At 71.0% G+C, this 14,173-nt stretch carries 13 protein-coding genes; 5 read left to right on the top strand and 8 right to left on the bottom strand.

The window, feature by feature from the left end; genetic code table 11:
• Positions 1 to 15 precede the first annotated feature (15 nt).
• Positions 16 to 1,077 carry an aspartate-semialdehyde dehydrogenase gene (locus ACZ6SD_RS22080; protein ID WP_465318855.1) on the bottom strand — a complete coding sequence of 354 codons (1,062 nt, stop codon included), beginning with the start codon at positions 1,075 to 1,077 and terminating at the stop codon, positions 16 to 18.
• Entirely contained in the window at positions 1,077 to 2,342 is a 1,266-nt protein-coding gene (locus ACZ6SD_RS22075; protein ID WP_465318854.1) for an aspartate kinase, read from the bottom strand. The genes ACZ6SD_RS22080 and ACZ6SD_RS22075 overlap by 1 nt, the downstream gene beginning before the upstream one ends.
• A 201-nt stretch (positions 2,343 to 2,543) precedes the next feature.
• Here ACZ6SD_RS22075 and ACZ6SD_RS22070 point away from each other — a divergent pair, with 201 nt between their 5' ends.
• Together ACZ6SD_RS22070 and ACZ6SD_RS22065 are read left to right on the top strand one after the other, a co-directional pair.
• On the top strand, positions 2,544 to 3,776 hold the full coding sequence (locus tag ACZ6SD_RS22070; protein WP_465318853.1) for a hypothetical protein: 1,233 nt from the start codon (positions 2,544 to 2,546) through the stop codon (positions 3,774 to 3,776).
• On the top strand, positions 3,766 to 4,347 hold the full coding sequence (locus ACZ6SD_RS22065) for a nitroreductase family protein (protein ID WP_465318852.1): 582 nt from the start codon (positions 3,766 to 3,768) through the stop codon (positions 4,345 to 4,347). Before ACZ6SD_RS22070 ends, ACZ6SD_RS22065 begins: the two co-directional genes overlap by 11 nt.
• On the opposite strand, the gene ACZ6SD_RS22060 is transcribed toward ACZ6SD_RS22065, so the two are convergent.
• Both ACZ6SD_RS22060 and ACZ6SD_RS22055 read right to left on the bottom strand, forming a co-directional pair.
• On the bottom strand, positions 4,328 to 4,654 hold the full coding sequence (locus tag ACZ6SD_RS22060; protein ID WP_465318851.1) for a hypothetical protein: 327 nt from the start codon (positions 4,652 to 4,654) through the stop codon (positions 4,328 to 4,330). The two genes, ACZ6SD_RS22065 and ACZ6SD_RS22060, sit on opposite strands and share 20 nt — an antisense overlap.
• Positions 4,655 to 4,694: 40 nt before the next feature.
• On the bottom strand, positions 4,695 to 4,991 hold the full coding sequence (locus ACZ6SD_RS22055; RefSeq protein WP_465318850.1) for a hypothetical protein: 297 nt from the start codon (positions 4,989 to 4,991) through the stop codon (positions 4,695 to 4,697).
• A 245-nt stretch (positions 4,992 to 5,236) separates the two neighbouring features.
• Here ACZ6SD_RS22055 and leuA point away from each other — a divergent pair, with 245 nt between their 5' ends.
• On the top strand, positions 5,237 to 7,027 hold the full coding sequence (leuA, locus tag ACZ6SD_RS22050) for a 2-isopropylmalate synthase (protein ID WP_465318849.1): 1,791 nt from the start codon (positions 5,237 to 5,239) through the stop codon (positions 7,025 to 7,027).
• Between the two features lie 407 nt (positions 7,028 to 7,434).
• On the opposite strand, the gene ACZ6SD_RS22045 is transcribed toward leuA, so the two are convergent.
• A complete protein-coding gene (locus ACZ6SD_RS22045) occupies positions 7,435 to 7,992 on the bottom strand; it encodes a bacterial proteasome activator family protein (RefSeq protein WP_091450047.1) in 558 nt (185 codons plus the stop codon).
• 138 nt (positions 7,993 to 8,130) lie between these two features.
• Between ACZ6SD_RS22045 and ACZ6SD_RS22040 the strand changes: the two genes are divergently transcribed.
• On the top strand, positions 8,131 to 9,333 hold the full coding sequence (locus ACZ6SD_RS22040; RefSeq protein ID WP_465318848.1) for a cysteine desulfurase-like protein: 1,203 nt from the start codon (positions 8,131 to 8,133) through the stop codon (positions 9,331 to 9,333).
• Here the strand turns inward: ACZ6SD_RS22040 and ACZ6SD_RS22035 are convergent.
• Positions 9,323 to 10,285, bottom strand: a complete 963-nt coding sequence (locus tag ACZ6SD_RS22035) for an NAD(P)H-quinone oxidoreductase (RefSeq protein WP_465318847.1) — start codon at positions 10,283 to 10,285, stop codon at positions 9,323 to 9,325. The two genes, ACZ6SD_RS22040 and ACZ6SD_RS22035, sit on opposite strands and share 11 nt — an antisense overlap.
• Before the next feature lie 210 nt (positions 10,286 to 10,495).
• On the opposite strand from ACZ6SD_RS22035, the gene ACZ6SD_RS22030 reads away from it, so the two are divergent.
• Positions 10,496 to 12,076, top strand: coding sequence for a M28 family metallopeptidase (locus ACZ6SD_RS22030; protein ID WP_465318846.1), 1,581 nt, complete (start codon positions 10,496 to 10,498; stop codon positions 12,074 to 12,076).
• A 25-nt stretch (positions 12,077 to 12,101) separates the two neighbouring features.
• On the opposite strand, the gene ACZ6SD_RS22025 is transcribed toward ACZ6SD_RS22030, so the two are convergent.
• Positions 12,102 to 13,013: an aminoglycoside phosphotransferase family protein gene (locus tag ACZ6SD_RS22025; RefSeq protein WP_465318894.1), complete on the bottom strand. Its 912-nt coding sequence runs from the start codon at positions 13,011 to 13,013 to the stop codon at positions 12,102 to 12,104.
• Positions 13,010 to 13,918 carry a KPN_02809 family neutral zinc metallopeptidase gene (gene ypfJ / locus ACZ6SD_RS22020; RefSeq protein WP_465318845.1) on the bottom strand — a complete coding sequence of 303 codons (909 nt, stop codon included), beginning with the start codon at positions 13,916 to 13,918 and terminating at the stop codon, positions 13,010 to 13,012. The genes ACZ6SD_RS22025 and ypfJ overlap by 4 nt, the downstream gene beginning before the upstream one ends.
• Positions 13,919 to 14,173: the final 255 nt, after the last annotated feature.

The raw sequence follows: 14,173 nt of genomic DNA, 5'->3' as shown, positions 1-14,173 counted from the left end.
GCGCCGTCACCGGGCTTACAGGCGGGCGGCGAGAGCCTCCGCGACCTCGTATGTGTTGAGCGCGGCGCCCTTGCGCAAGTTGTCCCCGCAGACGAAAAAGTCGAGCGTGTTGGGGAAATCCAGCGCCTGGCGGACGCGGCCGACGTAGGTCGGGTCGCCGCCGACGACGTCGGCCGGGGTCGGGAACTCGCCATTAGCCGGGTCGTCCACGAGCACGACCGACGGCTGCGCGCCGAAGATCTTGCGGGCTTCCTCGACGGTGACCGGGGAGGCGAAGGTGGCGTGCACCGCCAGCGAGTGCGTGGTGACCACCGGGACGCGCACGCAGGTCGCGGAGACCTTCAGGTCCGGGATGCCGAGGATCTTGCGGGACTCGTTGCGGACCTTGAGCTCCTCGCTGGCCCAGCCGTCCTCCTTGAGCGAGCCCGCCCACGGCACGACGTTGAACGCCAGCGGCGCGGGGAACGGCGAGTCCTCCTGCGCCAGACCGGCGGCGGCGAGCGCCTCGCGGACGTCGCCCGCCCGGTTGCCCAGGTTCTTGCCCGCGACGGCGGCGTACTCGGCGTAGAGGCGGTCGATGCCGTCCTGGCCAGCGCCGGAGGCGGCCTGGTAGGAGGCGACGACCAATTCGCGCAGCTCGAACGCGTGGTGCAGCGCGCCGAGGGCGGCCATCATCGACAAGGTGGTGCAGTTGGGGTTGGCGATGATGCCTCGGGGACGATCCCCGATCTTGTCGGAGTTCACCTCCGGCACGACCAACGGCACGTCGTCGTCCATGCGGAACGCGCCCGAGTTGTCGACCGCGACCGCGCCGCGCTCGGCGGCGATCGGGGCCCACTGCGCGGACACCGCGTCGGGCACGTCGAACATCGCCACGTCCACGCCGTCGAAGACCTCCGGCGCGAGCGCGAGCACGGTCAGCTCCTCGCCGCGCACGGTGATCTTCTTGCCCGCCGAGCGTGGCGACGCGATCAGCCGCACCTCGCCCCACGGCCAGTTCTCCCGGCCGTTCAGGATGTCGATCATCACCGTGCCCACGGCGCCCGTAGCGCCGACCAGGGCCAGGGTAGGTGCCATTACCGCCCACTTCCCGCATAGACAACAGCGGCCTCGTCGCCGCCAAGCTCGAACGCCTCGTGGATCGCGCGAACCGCCTCGTCAAGCTGGGTGTCGCGGATCAGGACCGAGATCCGGATCTCCGAGGTGTTGATGATCTCGATGTTCACGCCCGCCTTGGCCAGCGCCTCGCAGAAGGTCGCGGTGACCCCCGGGTGCGAGCGCATCCCGGCGCCGACCAGGGAGACCTTGCCCACGTGGTCGTCGTAGAGGACCTGGGTGAAGCCCAGCTCCTCGCGGATCTTCTCCAGCGCCTCGACCGCGGCCGGGCCGTTGCTCTTGGACAGGGTGAACGTGATGTCGGTCTTGCCCGACACCGTGCTGGACACGTTCTGCAGCACCATGTCGATGTCGATCTCGGTGTCGGCCACGGTGCGGAAGATCCGCGCGGCGACGCCAGCGTGGTCGGGCACCCCCACCACGGTCACCTTGGCCTCGGACCGGTCGTGCGCGACACCGGTGATCATCGCCTGTTCCACGGTCAAGTCCTCCACTGCTCCGGTGACGAGCGTCCCGGCCTTGGTGCTGTACGACGAACGGACATGGATGGGCACGCCATAGCGGCGCGCGTACTCGACGCAGCGGAGCATGAGCACCTTGGCCCCGCTCGCGGCCATCTCCAGCATCTCCTCGTAGGTGACCTGGTCGAGGCGCTTGGCGTCGGGCACGATCCGCGGGTCGGCGGAGTAGACGCCGTCCACGTCGGTGTAGATCTCGCAGACGTCGGCGTTGAGCGCGGCGGCCAGCGCCACCGCGGTCGTGTCGGAGCCGCCCCGGCCCAGGGTCGTGATGTCCTTGGTGTCCTGGCTCACACCCTGGAATCCGGCGACGAGCACGATGTAGCCCTCGTCCAGCGCGGTCTGGACCCGGCTGGGGGTGACGTCGATGATCCGCGCCTTGCCGTGCCGCGAGGTGGTGATCACGCCCGCCTGCGAGCCGGAGAACGAGCGGGCCTCCGCGCCGAGCGCGCTGATCGCGATCGCCACCAGCGAGTTGGAGATGCGCTCACCGGCGGTGAGCAGCATGTCCATCTCGCGCTCCGGCGGCACCGGGTTGACCTGTTTCGCGAGGTCGACCAGCTCGTCGGTGGTGTCACCCATCGCGGAGCAGACCACGACCACGTCGTTGCCCGCTTTGCGGGTGGCCACGATCCGCTCGGCCACCCGTTTGATCCGGTCCGCGTTCTCCAGCGAGGAACCGCCGTACTTCTGGACGACGAGCGCCACTGCGTGCAACCTCCTCAGGCCGTGCGCGACTCGGCGGCCGGGACGGCCGTCGCCGCACATCGGACCGAGCGTACCCGCGCCGTCCCGCCGTCCCCGGGGGTTCTGTGGCCGTTGCCACTTCGCCCCCCGTTGGGGGTACTCCCACTACTGTGGGGCATCGATCAATCCAGCCGATCAACCAGCCCCGGGGGAAGGAACCTGGTGTCCGCGACGGAGATGACGCGCACCGGAGCCGAGCAGGCGCCGGAGACACAGGCGGAGAGCCCGACGACGCGTCCCGAGGCGTCCGCGAGCCGGGCGCGCGGCTGGACCGCGCCCAGGGTGCTGCGGCTGTTCACCCCCGCGCTGGTCTTCCTGGGCATCCGCCAGGTCGGGCTGCTCGTGCTGAGCTGGATGGCCGGGGAGAACGACCGCGAAGTCGGCCCGACGCTGCGCTCCTGGGACGGCGAGTGGTTCCTGGCCATCGCCGAGAAGGGCTACGCGGGCGTCCCGCACAACCTGGTCGACGCGCACGGCAAGCGCAGCGACGAGACCCCGCTGGCGTTCTTCCCCGGCTACCCGAAGCTGGTGGGCTGGCTGCACGACCTGGGCTTCGCGCTGGTGCCCGCGGCGCTGGCGGTGACCATCGTGTCCGGCGTCGTGTGCGCCTACGGGCTGACCCGGCTGGGCACGCTGATCCGCGGCGGGTCGCGGCGGACCGGCCTGATCCTGGTCGCGCTGTTCGCCGCGTCGCCGATGGCGATCGTGCTGTCCATGACGTACTCGGAGGCCCTGTTCTGCGCCTTCGCGGTGTGGGCGCTGGTGTTCGTCCTGGAGCGGAACTGGATCGGCGCCGGGCTGTGCGCGGCGGCCGCTGGCCTGGTCCGGCCGACCGCGGCGGCGCTGATCCTGGCCGTCGGGCTGGCCGCGCTGGTCGCGGTGATCAAGCGGCGGGACGGCTGGCGGCCGTGGGTCGGCGGCCTGCTCGCCCCGCTCGGCCTGGTCGGGTACCTGGCCTGGGTGGGCACCCAGACCGGCGAGTGGAACGGCTGGTTCGCCCTGCAGCGGCGCGGCTGGGACTCCGGCTTCGACGGCGGCGCGGCCACCCTGCGGTTCAGCGTCGAGGTGCTGGCCGACGCGCGGTCGGTGCTGGAGGTGGCCACAGTCGGGCTGATCGTGGCGGCGCTGGCGCTGCTGGTGATCGGCATCCGGCGGCGGCTGGAGTGGCCGCTGCTGGTCTACGCCCTCGGCGTGCTGGTGATGGACCTGTGCTCCAACGGCATGATGAACTCCAAGGTCCGGCTCATGGTGCCCGCGGTCACTCTGCTCGCGCCGCTCGCCCTGGCGCTGGCGAAGCGGCGGACGTCGACGATGGTGCTGACGCTGGCCGCGATCGCGCTGACCGGCTCCTGGTTCGGCGCGTACGGCGTGACAGCCTGGGGCTATGCGATCTGATCCACACGAGTTGATCAAAGCCCGGTGGAGCCCGCGCGCGCTGGACCCGGCGGGCGTTGTGCCCGCCGACGCGCTGCTGCGGATGCTGGAGGCGGCCAGGTGGGCGCCCTCGTACGGCAACACCCAGCCCGCCCGGTACCTGGTCGGCCCGCGCGGGACGGCCACCTTCGACCGGATTCTGGCGCTGCTCAACCGGGGCAACCAGGCGTGGGCGGGGAACGCGGGGGCGCTGCTGGTGGCGTGCGCGCAGACCGAGAACGCCAAGGGCGCCGTGCCGTACGCCGAGTACGGGGTGGGGCTGGCCACGGAGAACCTGGTGCTGCAAGCCGTCGCCGAGGGCCTGGTGGCGCACCAGATGGCCGGGTTCGACGCGCCGGGCGTGGCCGGGGAGTTCGGGCTGCCCGCGTCGGTCGTGCCGCTTACCGCGATCGCGGTAGGCGTGCTCGGGTCACCGGACCTGCTACCGGAGGACCGTAGGGCGCGAGAGACCGCGCCCAGGACCCGCCTACCGCTGCGCGAAACCGCGTTTACCGGCGACTGGGGAACACCGTTCAGCCCAGACGGCGAATGAGCCGGTTGCCCGCCGACGACACGACCAGCCAGAACACCGCGGCCAGGCCGTAGTCGACCAGCACGCGCAGCTTGGCATCGTCGGGGGTGAACAGGTCCTTGAAGGCCAGCGCCAGCGGCTCAGCCAGCCCCCGCACGAACCCCGTAATCGGGTTGCCCGGGTTGGCGTCGCCCATCACCAGCACGACGTGCGCCACCAGCAGCGCGGCGATCAGCAGACCGGCCCACCGCACGACACCGGCCACCAACCGCACCGCCGCGCCGCGGCGGCTGGACATCCCGTCGGTGCGCGCGGCGTGCTCAGCCATGCCGGAAGTCTGGCACGCCGATCACCCCAAGGTCACGCGGTCAGCGGACAAGACGGGCCAACAGACTGGTCACGACCAGCCAGAACACGGCGGCGAGCCCGAAGTTCACCACGATGTTGAGGTTGTGGTTGGCGATGGGGAACAGGTTGGGGAAGAACAGGGCCAGCGGCTCGGCCAGCGACCGGACGAACCTGACGAGCGCGTTCGCGCCGTTGGCGCCGAGGATGACGAACAGGATGTGGACGACCTCGATCAGCGCGAACAGCGCCCCGACGCCGGTCACGATCCGCGCCGCGGCCCCTCGGTTTCCGGTGCCATGCCATCTGCTTGTGGTCATATTCGGAAAGTGCCCCTGACCTCCGGGTCCTTAACTACTCCGATCAGCCCAACGCCGATCCGCCGTCCAGCATGTGGACAACCCGGTTACGTGCGCGCGGAGAGTCTGGTTACCCTGGGCTGGTGGCGCGTGCTCTCCTGCTTCTCCGCCGCGACGGGGCCTGACCAGACCGGCTCCCCGTCGCGGAGTTCGGCGTTGCCGCCGGTCGCTGTCAGCAACCGAAAAGCAGCAGGAGTTCCCTGAACATGAGCACCGATCCCGCCTCCTATTCCGCCGCCAGCCGCCTGCGGATGCCCGCGCGGCCCATCCCCGAGGGCCAGCCCGCCTGGAACCCGCAGCGCGGCAGCTCCATGCCGTTCCACCGGTATAAGCCCTTCCATCAGCTGGTGGAGCCGATCGACCTGCCCGACCGCACCTGGCCCGCGACCCGGATCACCAAGGCCCCGCTGTGGTGCGCGGTCGACCTGCGTGACGGCAACCAGGCGCTGATCGACCCGATGTCGCCGGTCCGCAAGCGGCGCATGTTCGACCTGCTGGTGCGGATGGGCTACAAGGAGATCGAGGTCGGCTTCCCGGCGGCCAGCCAGACCGACTTCGACTTCGTCCGCGAGATCGTCACCGAGGGCGCCATCCCCGAGGACGTGCGCATCCAGGTGCTCACCCAGGCCCGGCCCGAGCTGATCGAACGCACCTTCGAGGCGCTGGAAGGCGCGCACAGCGCCATCGTGCACCTGTACAACTCGACGTCGATCCTGCAGCGGCGGGTGGTGTTCCGCCAGGACCGCGACGGCATCACGAAGATCGCCACCGACGGCGCGGAGACCGTGCTGGCCTTCGCCGAGAAGTACGGCGACACCGACTTCCGCTTCGAGTACTCCCCCGAGTCCTACACCGGCACGGAGCTGTCGTACGCGGTCGAGGTGTGCAACGCGGTGGCCCGCGTGTGGCAGCCAACCCCGGACCGCCCGATGATCGTGAACCTGCCCGCGACCGTCGAGATGGCCACCCCGAACGTCTACGCCGACTCCATCGAGTGGATGCACCGCAACCTCGACAACCGCGACTCGCTGATCCTGAGCCTGCACCCGCACAACGACCGAGGCACCGGCGTCGCCGCGGCCGAACTGGGCTACCAGGCGGGCGCCGACCGCATCGAGGGCTGTCTGTTCGGCAACGGCGAGCGCACCGGCAACGTCGACCTGGTCACCCTCGGCATGAACCTGTTCAGCCAGGGCATCGACCCGCAGATCGACTTCTCCGACATCGATGAGATCCGCCGCACAGTCGAGTACTGCAACCAGCTCCCGGTGGCCGAACGTCACCCTTGGGGCGGCGACCTGGTGTTCACCGCGTTCTCCGGCAGCCACCAGGACGCCATCAACAAGGGCTTCGACGCGCTGCGCGCCGACGCGGAAGCCGCTGGCGTGCCGGTGGACGACCACCCGTGGGAGGTCCCGTACCTGCCCATCGACCCCAAGGACGTCGGCCGCTCCTACGAGGCGGTCATCCGGGTCAACTCTCAGTCCGGCAAGGGCGGCGTCGCCTACGTCATGAAGACCGAGCACCAACTGTCCCTGCCCCGCAGGCTGCAGATCGAGTTCTCCCAGATCATCCAGGCTGTCACCGACAGCGAAGGCGGCGAAGTCAGCCCCAAGGAAATGTGGGACGTCTTCGCCACCGAGTACCTCGACCGGATCTCCCCCCTGCGCCTGCGCCGCAACCGCATCACCGACGACGGCGACGGCCGAGACGAGATCGCCGCGACAGTCGAGGTGGAAGGCGAAGACCACGAAATCACCGGCGCGGGCAACGGCCCCATCGCCGCCTTCGTCGACGCCCTGACCACAGTCGGCTACGACGTCCGCGTCCTCGACTACTCCGAACACGCCCTCACCGCAGGCGACGACGCCCGAGCAGCGGCCTACGTCGAATGCACCGTAGGCGACAAGGTCCTGTGGGGCGTGGCCGTGGACAGCTCCATCGTCACCGCCTCCCTGCGCGCAGTCGTCTCAGCGGTAAACCGCGCCCACAAGTAACCCACCCCCACAACACCGGCGAAGGCCGCTTTCGAGACCCAGCGTCTCGAAGGCGGCCTTCGCCCCCTGCCCCTGCCCTACCCCTGCCCTGCCCCCTGCCCCTCCCCCAACCAAGCCGAACCAGCGCCCGCCAGGTGCTCGACAGCGCGGAACGAGCAGCAGCGAACCCGCCCTCCTGCCAACCGCACCCGCCCCTGCCAGGTGCTCGATGGGGTGGAGTGGTTTCTTTGGGGGTGAAGGAAGATCCCTAAACTCGCCGTGGTCGTGGGGCCGAAGGCTCCCCACCCGTCTTACCCACGACGGGATCTTCCTTCGTAGGGGCCCCAAAGAAACCACTCCACCCCATCGAGCAACCCCACGAAACCCAGCCACCCCACCAAGCAAGCGACCAAGAGCCCCAAGGCCACCTACAGATACTGCCCAGTCCCGCGAATATGCGGCCCTTCCGGCGCTGCCTCAGCAGCGCCAACCCCAGGCGGCAACCCCCGACGCATCTGCTCAAGCTGCACCCGAGCGGCCATCTGCTGAGCGAACAGCGCCGTCTGAATCCCGTGGAACAGCCCTTCCAGCCACCCCACAAGCTGCGCCTGCGCGATCCGCAGTTCAGCGTCCGAAGGCGTGTTCTCGTCGGTGAACGGCAGTGACAGCCGCTCCAGCTCCTCCCGCAGTTCAGGCGCCAGGCCGTCCTCAAGCTCCGCGATGGACCGCTTGTGGATCTCCCGCAGCCGGTTGCGGCTGGCCTCGTCCAGTGGAGCGGCGCGCACTTCCTCCAGCAACTGCTTGATCATGGTGCCGATGCGCATGACCTTGGCGGGCTGCTCGACCATGTCGCCGACGGACTCGCCGCCGGGGCCGTCCGCGCTGTCGGGGATGCGGGCGGTGCCCAGTGGCGAGCCGTCCGGGCCGACCACCATCACGTGGTGTCCCTCGTCGGGCTGTTCGGCGCCGTTGGTTGAGTGAGTCATCTGCTCCATCCTGGGCCAGATCCGGATCGGGTCGAAGGGCGTCCCCGCTGGGGACGCGACCGAGGTCACCACTGCGAGGGTAGTCGCCTCGCCGCCCCACGAAACGCCGGATCAGGGGCCTCTCGTACGGTGTGGCGCATGGCGTTCGACGTCGCTCGTATCCGTGGGCTGTTTCCCGCGCTGGGTGACGGCTGGGTCCACCTCGACTCCCCGGCGGGCATGCAGGTGCCCGAGCAGGTCGCCACCGCCGTGTCCACCGCGCTGCGGGCGCCGGTGTCGGGGCCGGGCGGGGTGTTTCCGGCCTCCCAGCGTGCCGAGGCCATCGTGGACGCGGCGCGGCGCGCGGTGGCCGACCTGGTGGGGTGCGATCCGGCGGGGGTCGTGCTGGGGCCGAACAACGCGGTGCTGCTGGCCCGGCTGGCCGAGGCGCTGGGCGACGGGTGGCTGATCGGCGACGAGATCGTGCTGTCGCGGCTGGACCACCAGGCCAACACCGCGCCGTGGTTGCGGGTGGCGCAGCGGGCGGGGGCGACGGTCCGCTGGGCGGAGATCGACATCGAGACCTGCGAGCTGCCCGCCTGGCAGTACGAGAACCTGGTCTCGCACCGCACGAAGGTGGTGGCGGTGACCGCGGCGTCCGGCGCGGTCGGCACTCGGCCGGACCTGAACAAGATCGCCGATGTGGCCAAGGCGAACGGGGCGTGCGTGGTGGTCGACGCGTCGTCGTCGGCGCCGTTCGTGCCGATGGACATCCACGCGATCGGCGCGGACGTGGTCACGGTGTCGGCCAGCGCGTGGGGCGGCCCGGCGGTGGCCGCGCTGGCCTTCGCCGACCCGGCGATGCTCGACCGGCTGCCCGCCAGCTCGCTGGACCCGCGCGCGCACGGCCCAGAGCGCCTCGAACTCGGCCAGCACGCGTACCCGCTGCTGGCCGGGCTGGTGGCGTCGGTGGACTACCTGGCCATGCTGGACGACGCCCCCACCGGCACCCGCCGGGAGCGGCTGATCACCTCGCTGAGCTCGGCGAAGTCCTACCAGGCCGGGCTGCTGTCCCGGCTGATCGGCGATCTGCGCGGCCAGCGGCACGTCATGGTCATCGGCGACGCGATGCGGCGCATCCCGGCCCTGGCGTTCACCGTGACCGACATGAAGGCCCAGGACGCGGTCGTCCGGCTGGCCGAGCGGGGCATCTGCGCGTTCGCCGACGACGTGCCCAGCGGCGTGTTCGCCACCCTCGGGGTGGGCGAGGTGGGCGGCGCGGTCCGCGTCGGCCTCGCCCACTACACCAACGCGGTCGAGGTCGACCAGCTCATCGAGGCGATCGCGGCGCTCAGGACCTGACGGCCAGCACGAGCTTGCCGAACACCCCGCCCGCCTCCAGCAGCCGGTGCGCCTCGGCGGCCTCGCGCAGTGGCAGCACTTGGTGGGTGATGGGCCGCACCGCGCCCGCGGTGACCAGCGGCCACACGTGCTCAGCGACCTCGGCGGTGATCAGCGCCTTCTCGGCGGGCGGCCGGTAGCGCAGGCTGGTCGCGGTGACGCTGGCGTTCTTGCTCAGCAGCTGGCCCAGGTTCAGCTCCCCGGTGACCCCGCCCTGCATGCCGATCACCACGAGCCTGCCGCCGCGGTTGAGAGCGGCGACGTTGCGCGGCAGGTACTTCGCGCCCATGTTGTCCAGGATGACGTCGGCTTTGACCTCGTCCTCGAACCGCTGCTCCCGGTAGTTCACGGTGATGTCCGCGCCCAGGTCGGCGCACTGGCGCAGCCGCTCGGCCGACCCGGCGGTGACCGCGACCGTCGCGCCCAGCGCCTTGGCGAGCTGGATGGCGTGCGTGCCGACGCCGCCCGCGCCGCCGTGCACCAGCAGCGTCTCGCCCGCGCCCAGCCGCGCGATCTGCACCACGTTGGACCACACCGTGCACGCCACTTCGGGCAGGCCCGCCGCGGTCACCAGGTCGACACCGTCGGGCACCGGCATGAGCTGACCGGCGGGGACGACGACCTTCTCCGCGTAGCCGCCGCCCGCGAGCAGCGCGCACACCTTGTCGCCCACCTGCCAGCCGGTGACGCCGTCGCCGAGCGCGGCGACCGTCCCGGAGCACTCCAGGCCGATGACGTCGCTGGTGCCCTTCGGCGGCGGGTAGAAGCCCTTGCGCTGGAGCAGGTCGGCCCGGTTGACCGCGGTCGCGGCGACGTCGAGCAGAACCTCGCCGGGCCCCGGCTCGGGGTCGGCCACCTCCGCCCACCGCAGCGCCTCCGGCCCACCCGCTTCCTGAACGGTGATCGCGTGCATGCCCGCAACGCTATCTCCCGCGCCGCTGCGGCATTCAGTCCACGCCACCCCGCCCGTTCGCGCCCGCCTGAACCAATCCATGCGTGCCTGGGAATGAACAGCTCTTGACCAGGCGTCACGTTCGAGTGAATGGTGTGGTTTCCGGAACACGGCCCGCGTCGGGGCGGTCACCGGTTGCGGTGGTACTCATTCGTGAGCGAGGGGACCTGCATGCCCACCAATCAGACGTTACGTGTCGGCGCCGCTGTCCTAGTGGCCGCTGGCGCGCTGGCGTTCACCACGATCCCGTCCACGGCCGCGCCGACCGCGTCGACCGAGGTGCCGGACGGCCCGGCCCTGGCACGGAACCTGGTCAAGAAGGTCACCGGGGCGGGGGTGAACCGGCACCTGATCGCCTTCCAGCGCATCGCCGACCGCAACGGCGGCACCCGCGCCGCGGGCACACCCGGCCACGCCCAGTCCGCCGAGTACGTCGAGTCGAAGCTCCAAGCGGCTGGCTTCGACGTCACCCGGCACGAGTTCCCGTTCACCTACACCGAGACGCTGGCCGAGAAGCTGAGCGTGGGCGGCAAGCCGGTGCCGATCTCGATCATGACCTACAGCCTGTCCACCCCGGTCGGCGGCGTCACCGCCCCGCTCGCGGTTGTCCCGGCTGGCGCGGACACCACCCCCGGCTGCGAGGTCGCCGACTACTCCGACGCGGGCGGCAAGATCGCCCTGATCTCGCGCGGCGGCTGCACCTTCGCCGCCAAGCAGCAGGCCGCGTTCGAGGCGGGCGCGGTCGGCGCGGTCATCTACAACAACACCGAAGGCGCGCTCGCGGGCACGCTCAGCGACCCGGCCGTGGCGAAGCTGCCCACCGGCGGCATCACCAAGGCCGACGGCGAGGCCCTGGCCGCGGCGGGCGGCACCGCGACGCTGGAGTTGCGCGCGCTGAGCGAGGAACGCGTCAGCTACAACGTCATCGCCCAGACCAAGACCGGCCGCAAGGACAACGTGGTCATGGCGGGCGCGCACCTCGACAGCGTCGCCGCGGGCCCCGGCATCAACGACAACGGCTCGGGCAGCGCCGGTCTGCTGGAGACCGCGGTGCAGATGGGCGGCTCGCCGAAGGTGAGCAACGCCGTCCGGTTCGCCTGGTGGAGCGCGGAGGAACTCGGCCTGGTCGGGTCGAAGAAGTACGTGCAGGGCCTCACGTCCGAGCAGCAGCTCGACATCGCCCTCTACCTGAACTTCGACATGATCGCCTCACCCAACACGGCGTACTTCGTCTACGACGGCGACGACTCCGACGCCGTGGGCGCTGGCCCCGGCCCGTACGGCTCGGCGCAGATCGAGGCGGCGTTCGCGAACTTCCTCGGCGCCATCGGCGCGCCCACCGAGGGCTCGGACTTCACCGGCCGCTCGGACTACGGCGAGTTCATCGCCCAGGGCATCCCGTCCGGCGGCCTGTTCACCGGGGCCGAGGGCGTCAAGACCCAGGCCCAGACCGAGAAGTGGGGCGGTGTCGCCGGTGTCGCCTACGACAAGTGCTACCACGCGAAGTGCGACAACCTGGGCAACCTCGACCGGGTCGCTCTCGACCGCAACTCCGACGCCATCGCCTGGGTGACGGCCTCGTACGCGATCAGCACCGAGGACGTCAACGGCATCCCGCCGCGCGCCGCCCGCGCGGAGACCCGGGCCGCGCAGAAGAACATGATGCGCGTCCAGATGGCCCAGGACGACGCGAAGGCTTCGGCGGGCAACGCCGGGGTCGGCTGCATCCACGTCGACCGCGCCGCGGCGTGACGGACCCGGCCCCTCACCTGCGCGATCAGGTGAGGGGCCGGTTCAGCAGGGCGGTGGCGATGGCGACCTGACCGGGGTCAAGCGCCGTGGTGCCGTCCTCGACGTCCCACAGAGAGTTCTGCAGCACGCGGCCCAGCGTCCACCGGGTCGCCCGCTGCCGGTCCAGGCCGAGGATTTCGGTCATCAGGTCGAAGCGGCGCAGCACCGCGCCGGTCAGGTCGCCGGTCGCGACCATGTCCTCCCAGCGGTTGCCCAGCGCGGGCAGCAACTCGAAGCCGGGGTCGCCCGCGAGCGGCTTCGGGTCGATGGCCAGCCACGGCTCCCGCTGCCCGGCGAGGACGTTGTCGTAGTGCAGGTCCCAGTGCAGCAGCCGGTCGCCGGGCTCGTCGACCAGCTCGGCTACGGCGGACGCCCAGGTCAGCACCAGTCGCCGCTCAGCCGGGTCCGCCAGCGCCCGCACCGCCCGGGGCGTCTCGTCCAGCATGGCGGCGGCGATGTCGCCCAGGCGGCGCAGGTTTGGCGGGGCGGGCTTGGCGACCAGACGGGCCAGCAACTCGGTGAGGATGACCAGCGCGGCCAGGTCGTCGGGCTCGCTGGACAGCGGCCGGGTCGCGTCCAGCCGCTCCAGCAGCAGCGTCCCGGTGTCCGGGTCGTGGTCGAGCAGGCGCACCGCGCCGTCGCCGTCCCAGGCCGCCAGGCCCGACGCCTCGCCAGCGTTCTCGTCGTTCACCGGCTGCAACTTCAGCGCGGCCCGCGTGCCGTCCGCGCGGACCACCGGCAGCACCAGCGACACCATGCCGTGCCGGGCGGCCCCGTCGAGCCGCAGCGACCAGCGGTCCAGAAAACCCGCGGCCAACCCTGGCAGGCCCGCGATCCAGCCGGGATTGTCGCGGTGGGTCTCGATCAGCGGCGCGGGGACGGGGATGGGCACGCTCAGCCGAGGTTGCGGGTGTTGAACGTGTCGCACACCGTGGGGTCGCCGCTGTTGATGCCCGCGGTGAACCACTTCTCCCGCTGCGCCGACGTGCCGTGCGAGAACTGGCTCTCATCGACTTGGCCGCTGCCCAGGTTCTTCTGGATGAAGTCGTCCCCGATGCGGGCGGCGACGTCGAGGGCACGGTTCACGTCGTCCTGGGTGATCGACTTGATCAGCGGCTTGTTGCTGCCCGGGGCCGGGGTGGTCGTCGCGTGGTTCGCCCAGACCCCCGCGTAGCAGTCGGCCTGGAGTTCGAGGCGGACGCCGTCGGAGGTCGGGCCGGTGCCGGGGCGGACCTTGTCGGAGGTGCCCAGCAGGTTCTGGACGTGGTGGCCGTACTCGTGGGCCAGCACATAAGCCTCGGCGAACGTGCCGCCCTGCGCGCCGAAGCGGGTCTGGAGTTCCTTGAAGAAGGTGAGGTCGACGTAGACCTCCTGGTCGCCGGGGCAGTAGAACGGGCCGACGTCGGAGGTGGCGCTGCCGCAGGCGGTGTTCACCCCGCCGCTGAAGAAGTTCGTCGGCGCCTGCCGGTAGGTGGAGCCGGAGCGAGCGAACTCGTCGGCCCAGTACCCCTGGATGGAGTTGATGATCGCGACCAGGGCGCAGTCGGACTTGGTGTTGGCGTCCTTGCCGGTGCGGCACTCGGCGGCCAGGTCGGTGTTGCTGACCGCCTGCCCCTGCCCGACCGCGTCCGTGCTCAGCGGCGCCCCGGCGGGCACACCGCCGAGCTGGGAGAGCACGAAGTAGATGATCAGCCCGACAATGCCCAGCCCACCGCCGCCGAGCGCGACCCGCCCGCCGACGCCGGAGCCGCGGGTGTCCTGCACCTGGGAGGCGTCCAGGCCTACGTCGTCGTTGAACTCCACGAGCACGCTCCGCGTCCGTCGGGGGCCTCAGCGGTCCTCGGCTGCCGGTTGTCGCACCAGACATTAGTGCCGCACCGGCGATCGCGGGCGACGACCTGCGTCCGCCGGAACCCACTGGTCCTGGGTGCGGGTCACCGCAAGCACCTGGGTGGGGGGGGGGGGGGGGGGGGGGGGAAGAGGGGGGGGGGGGGGGGGGGGGGGGGCCGGCCCCTCGGGTGGTGTGGGGTATCGCTGGGGGGGGGAGAAAAAGAAACC

This window comes from Actinokineospora sp. NPDC051303 (assembly GCF_055586285.1).
The sequence above is the reverse complement of the archived record's forward strand: the minus strand, read 5'-3'. Positions and strand labels throughout refer to the sequence as shown.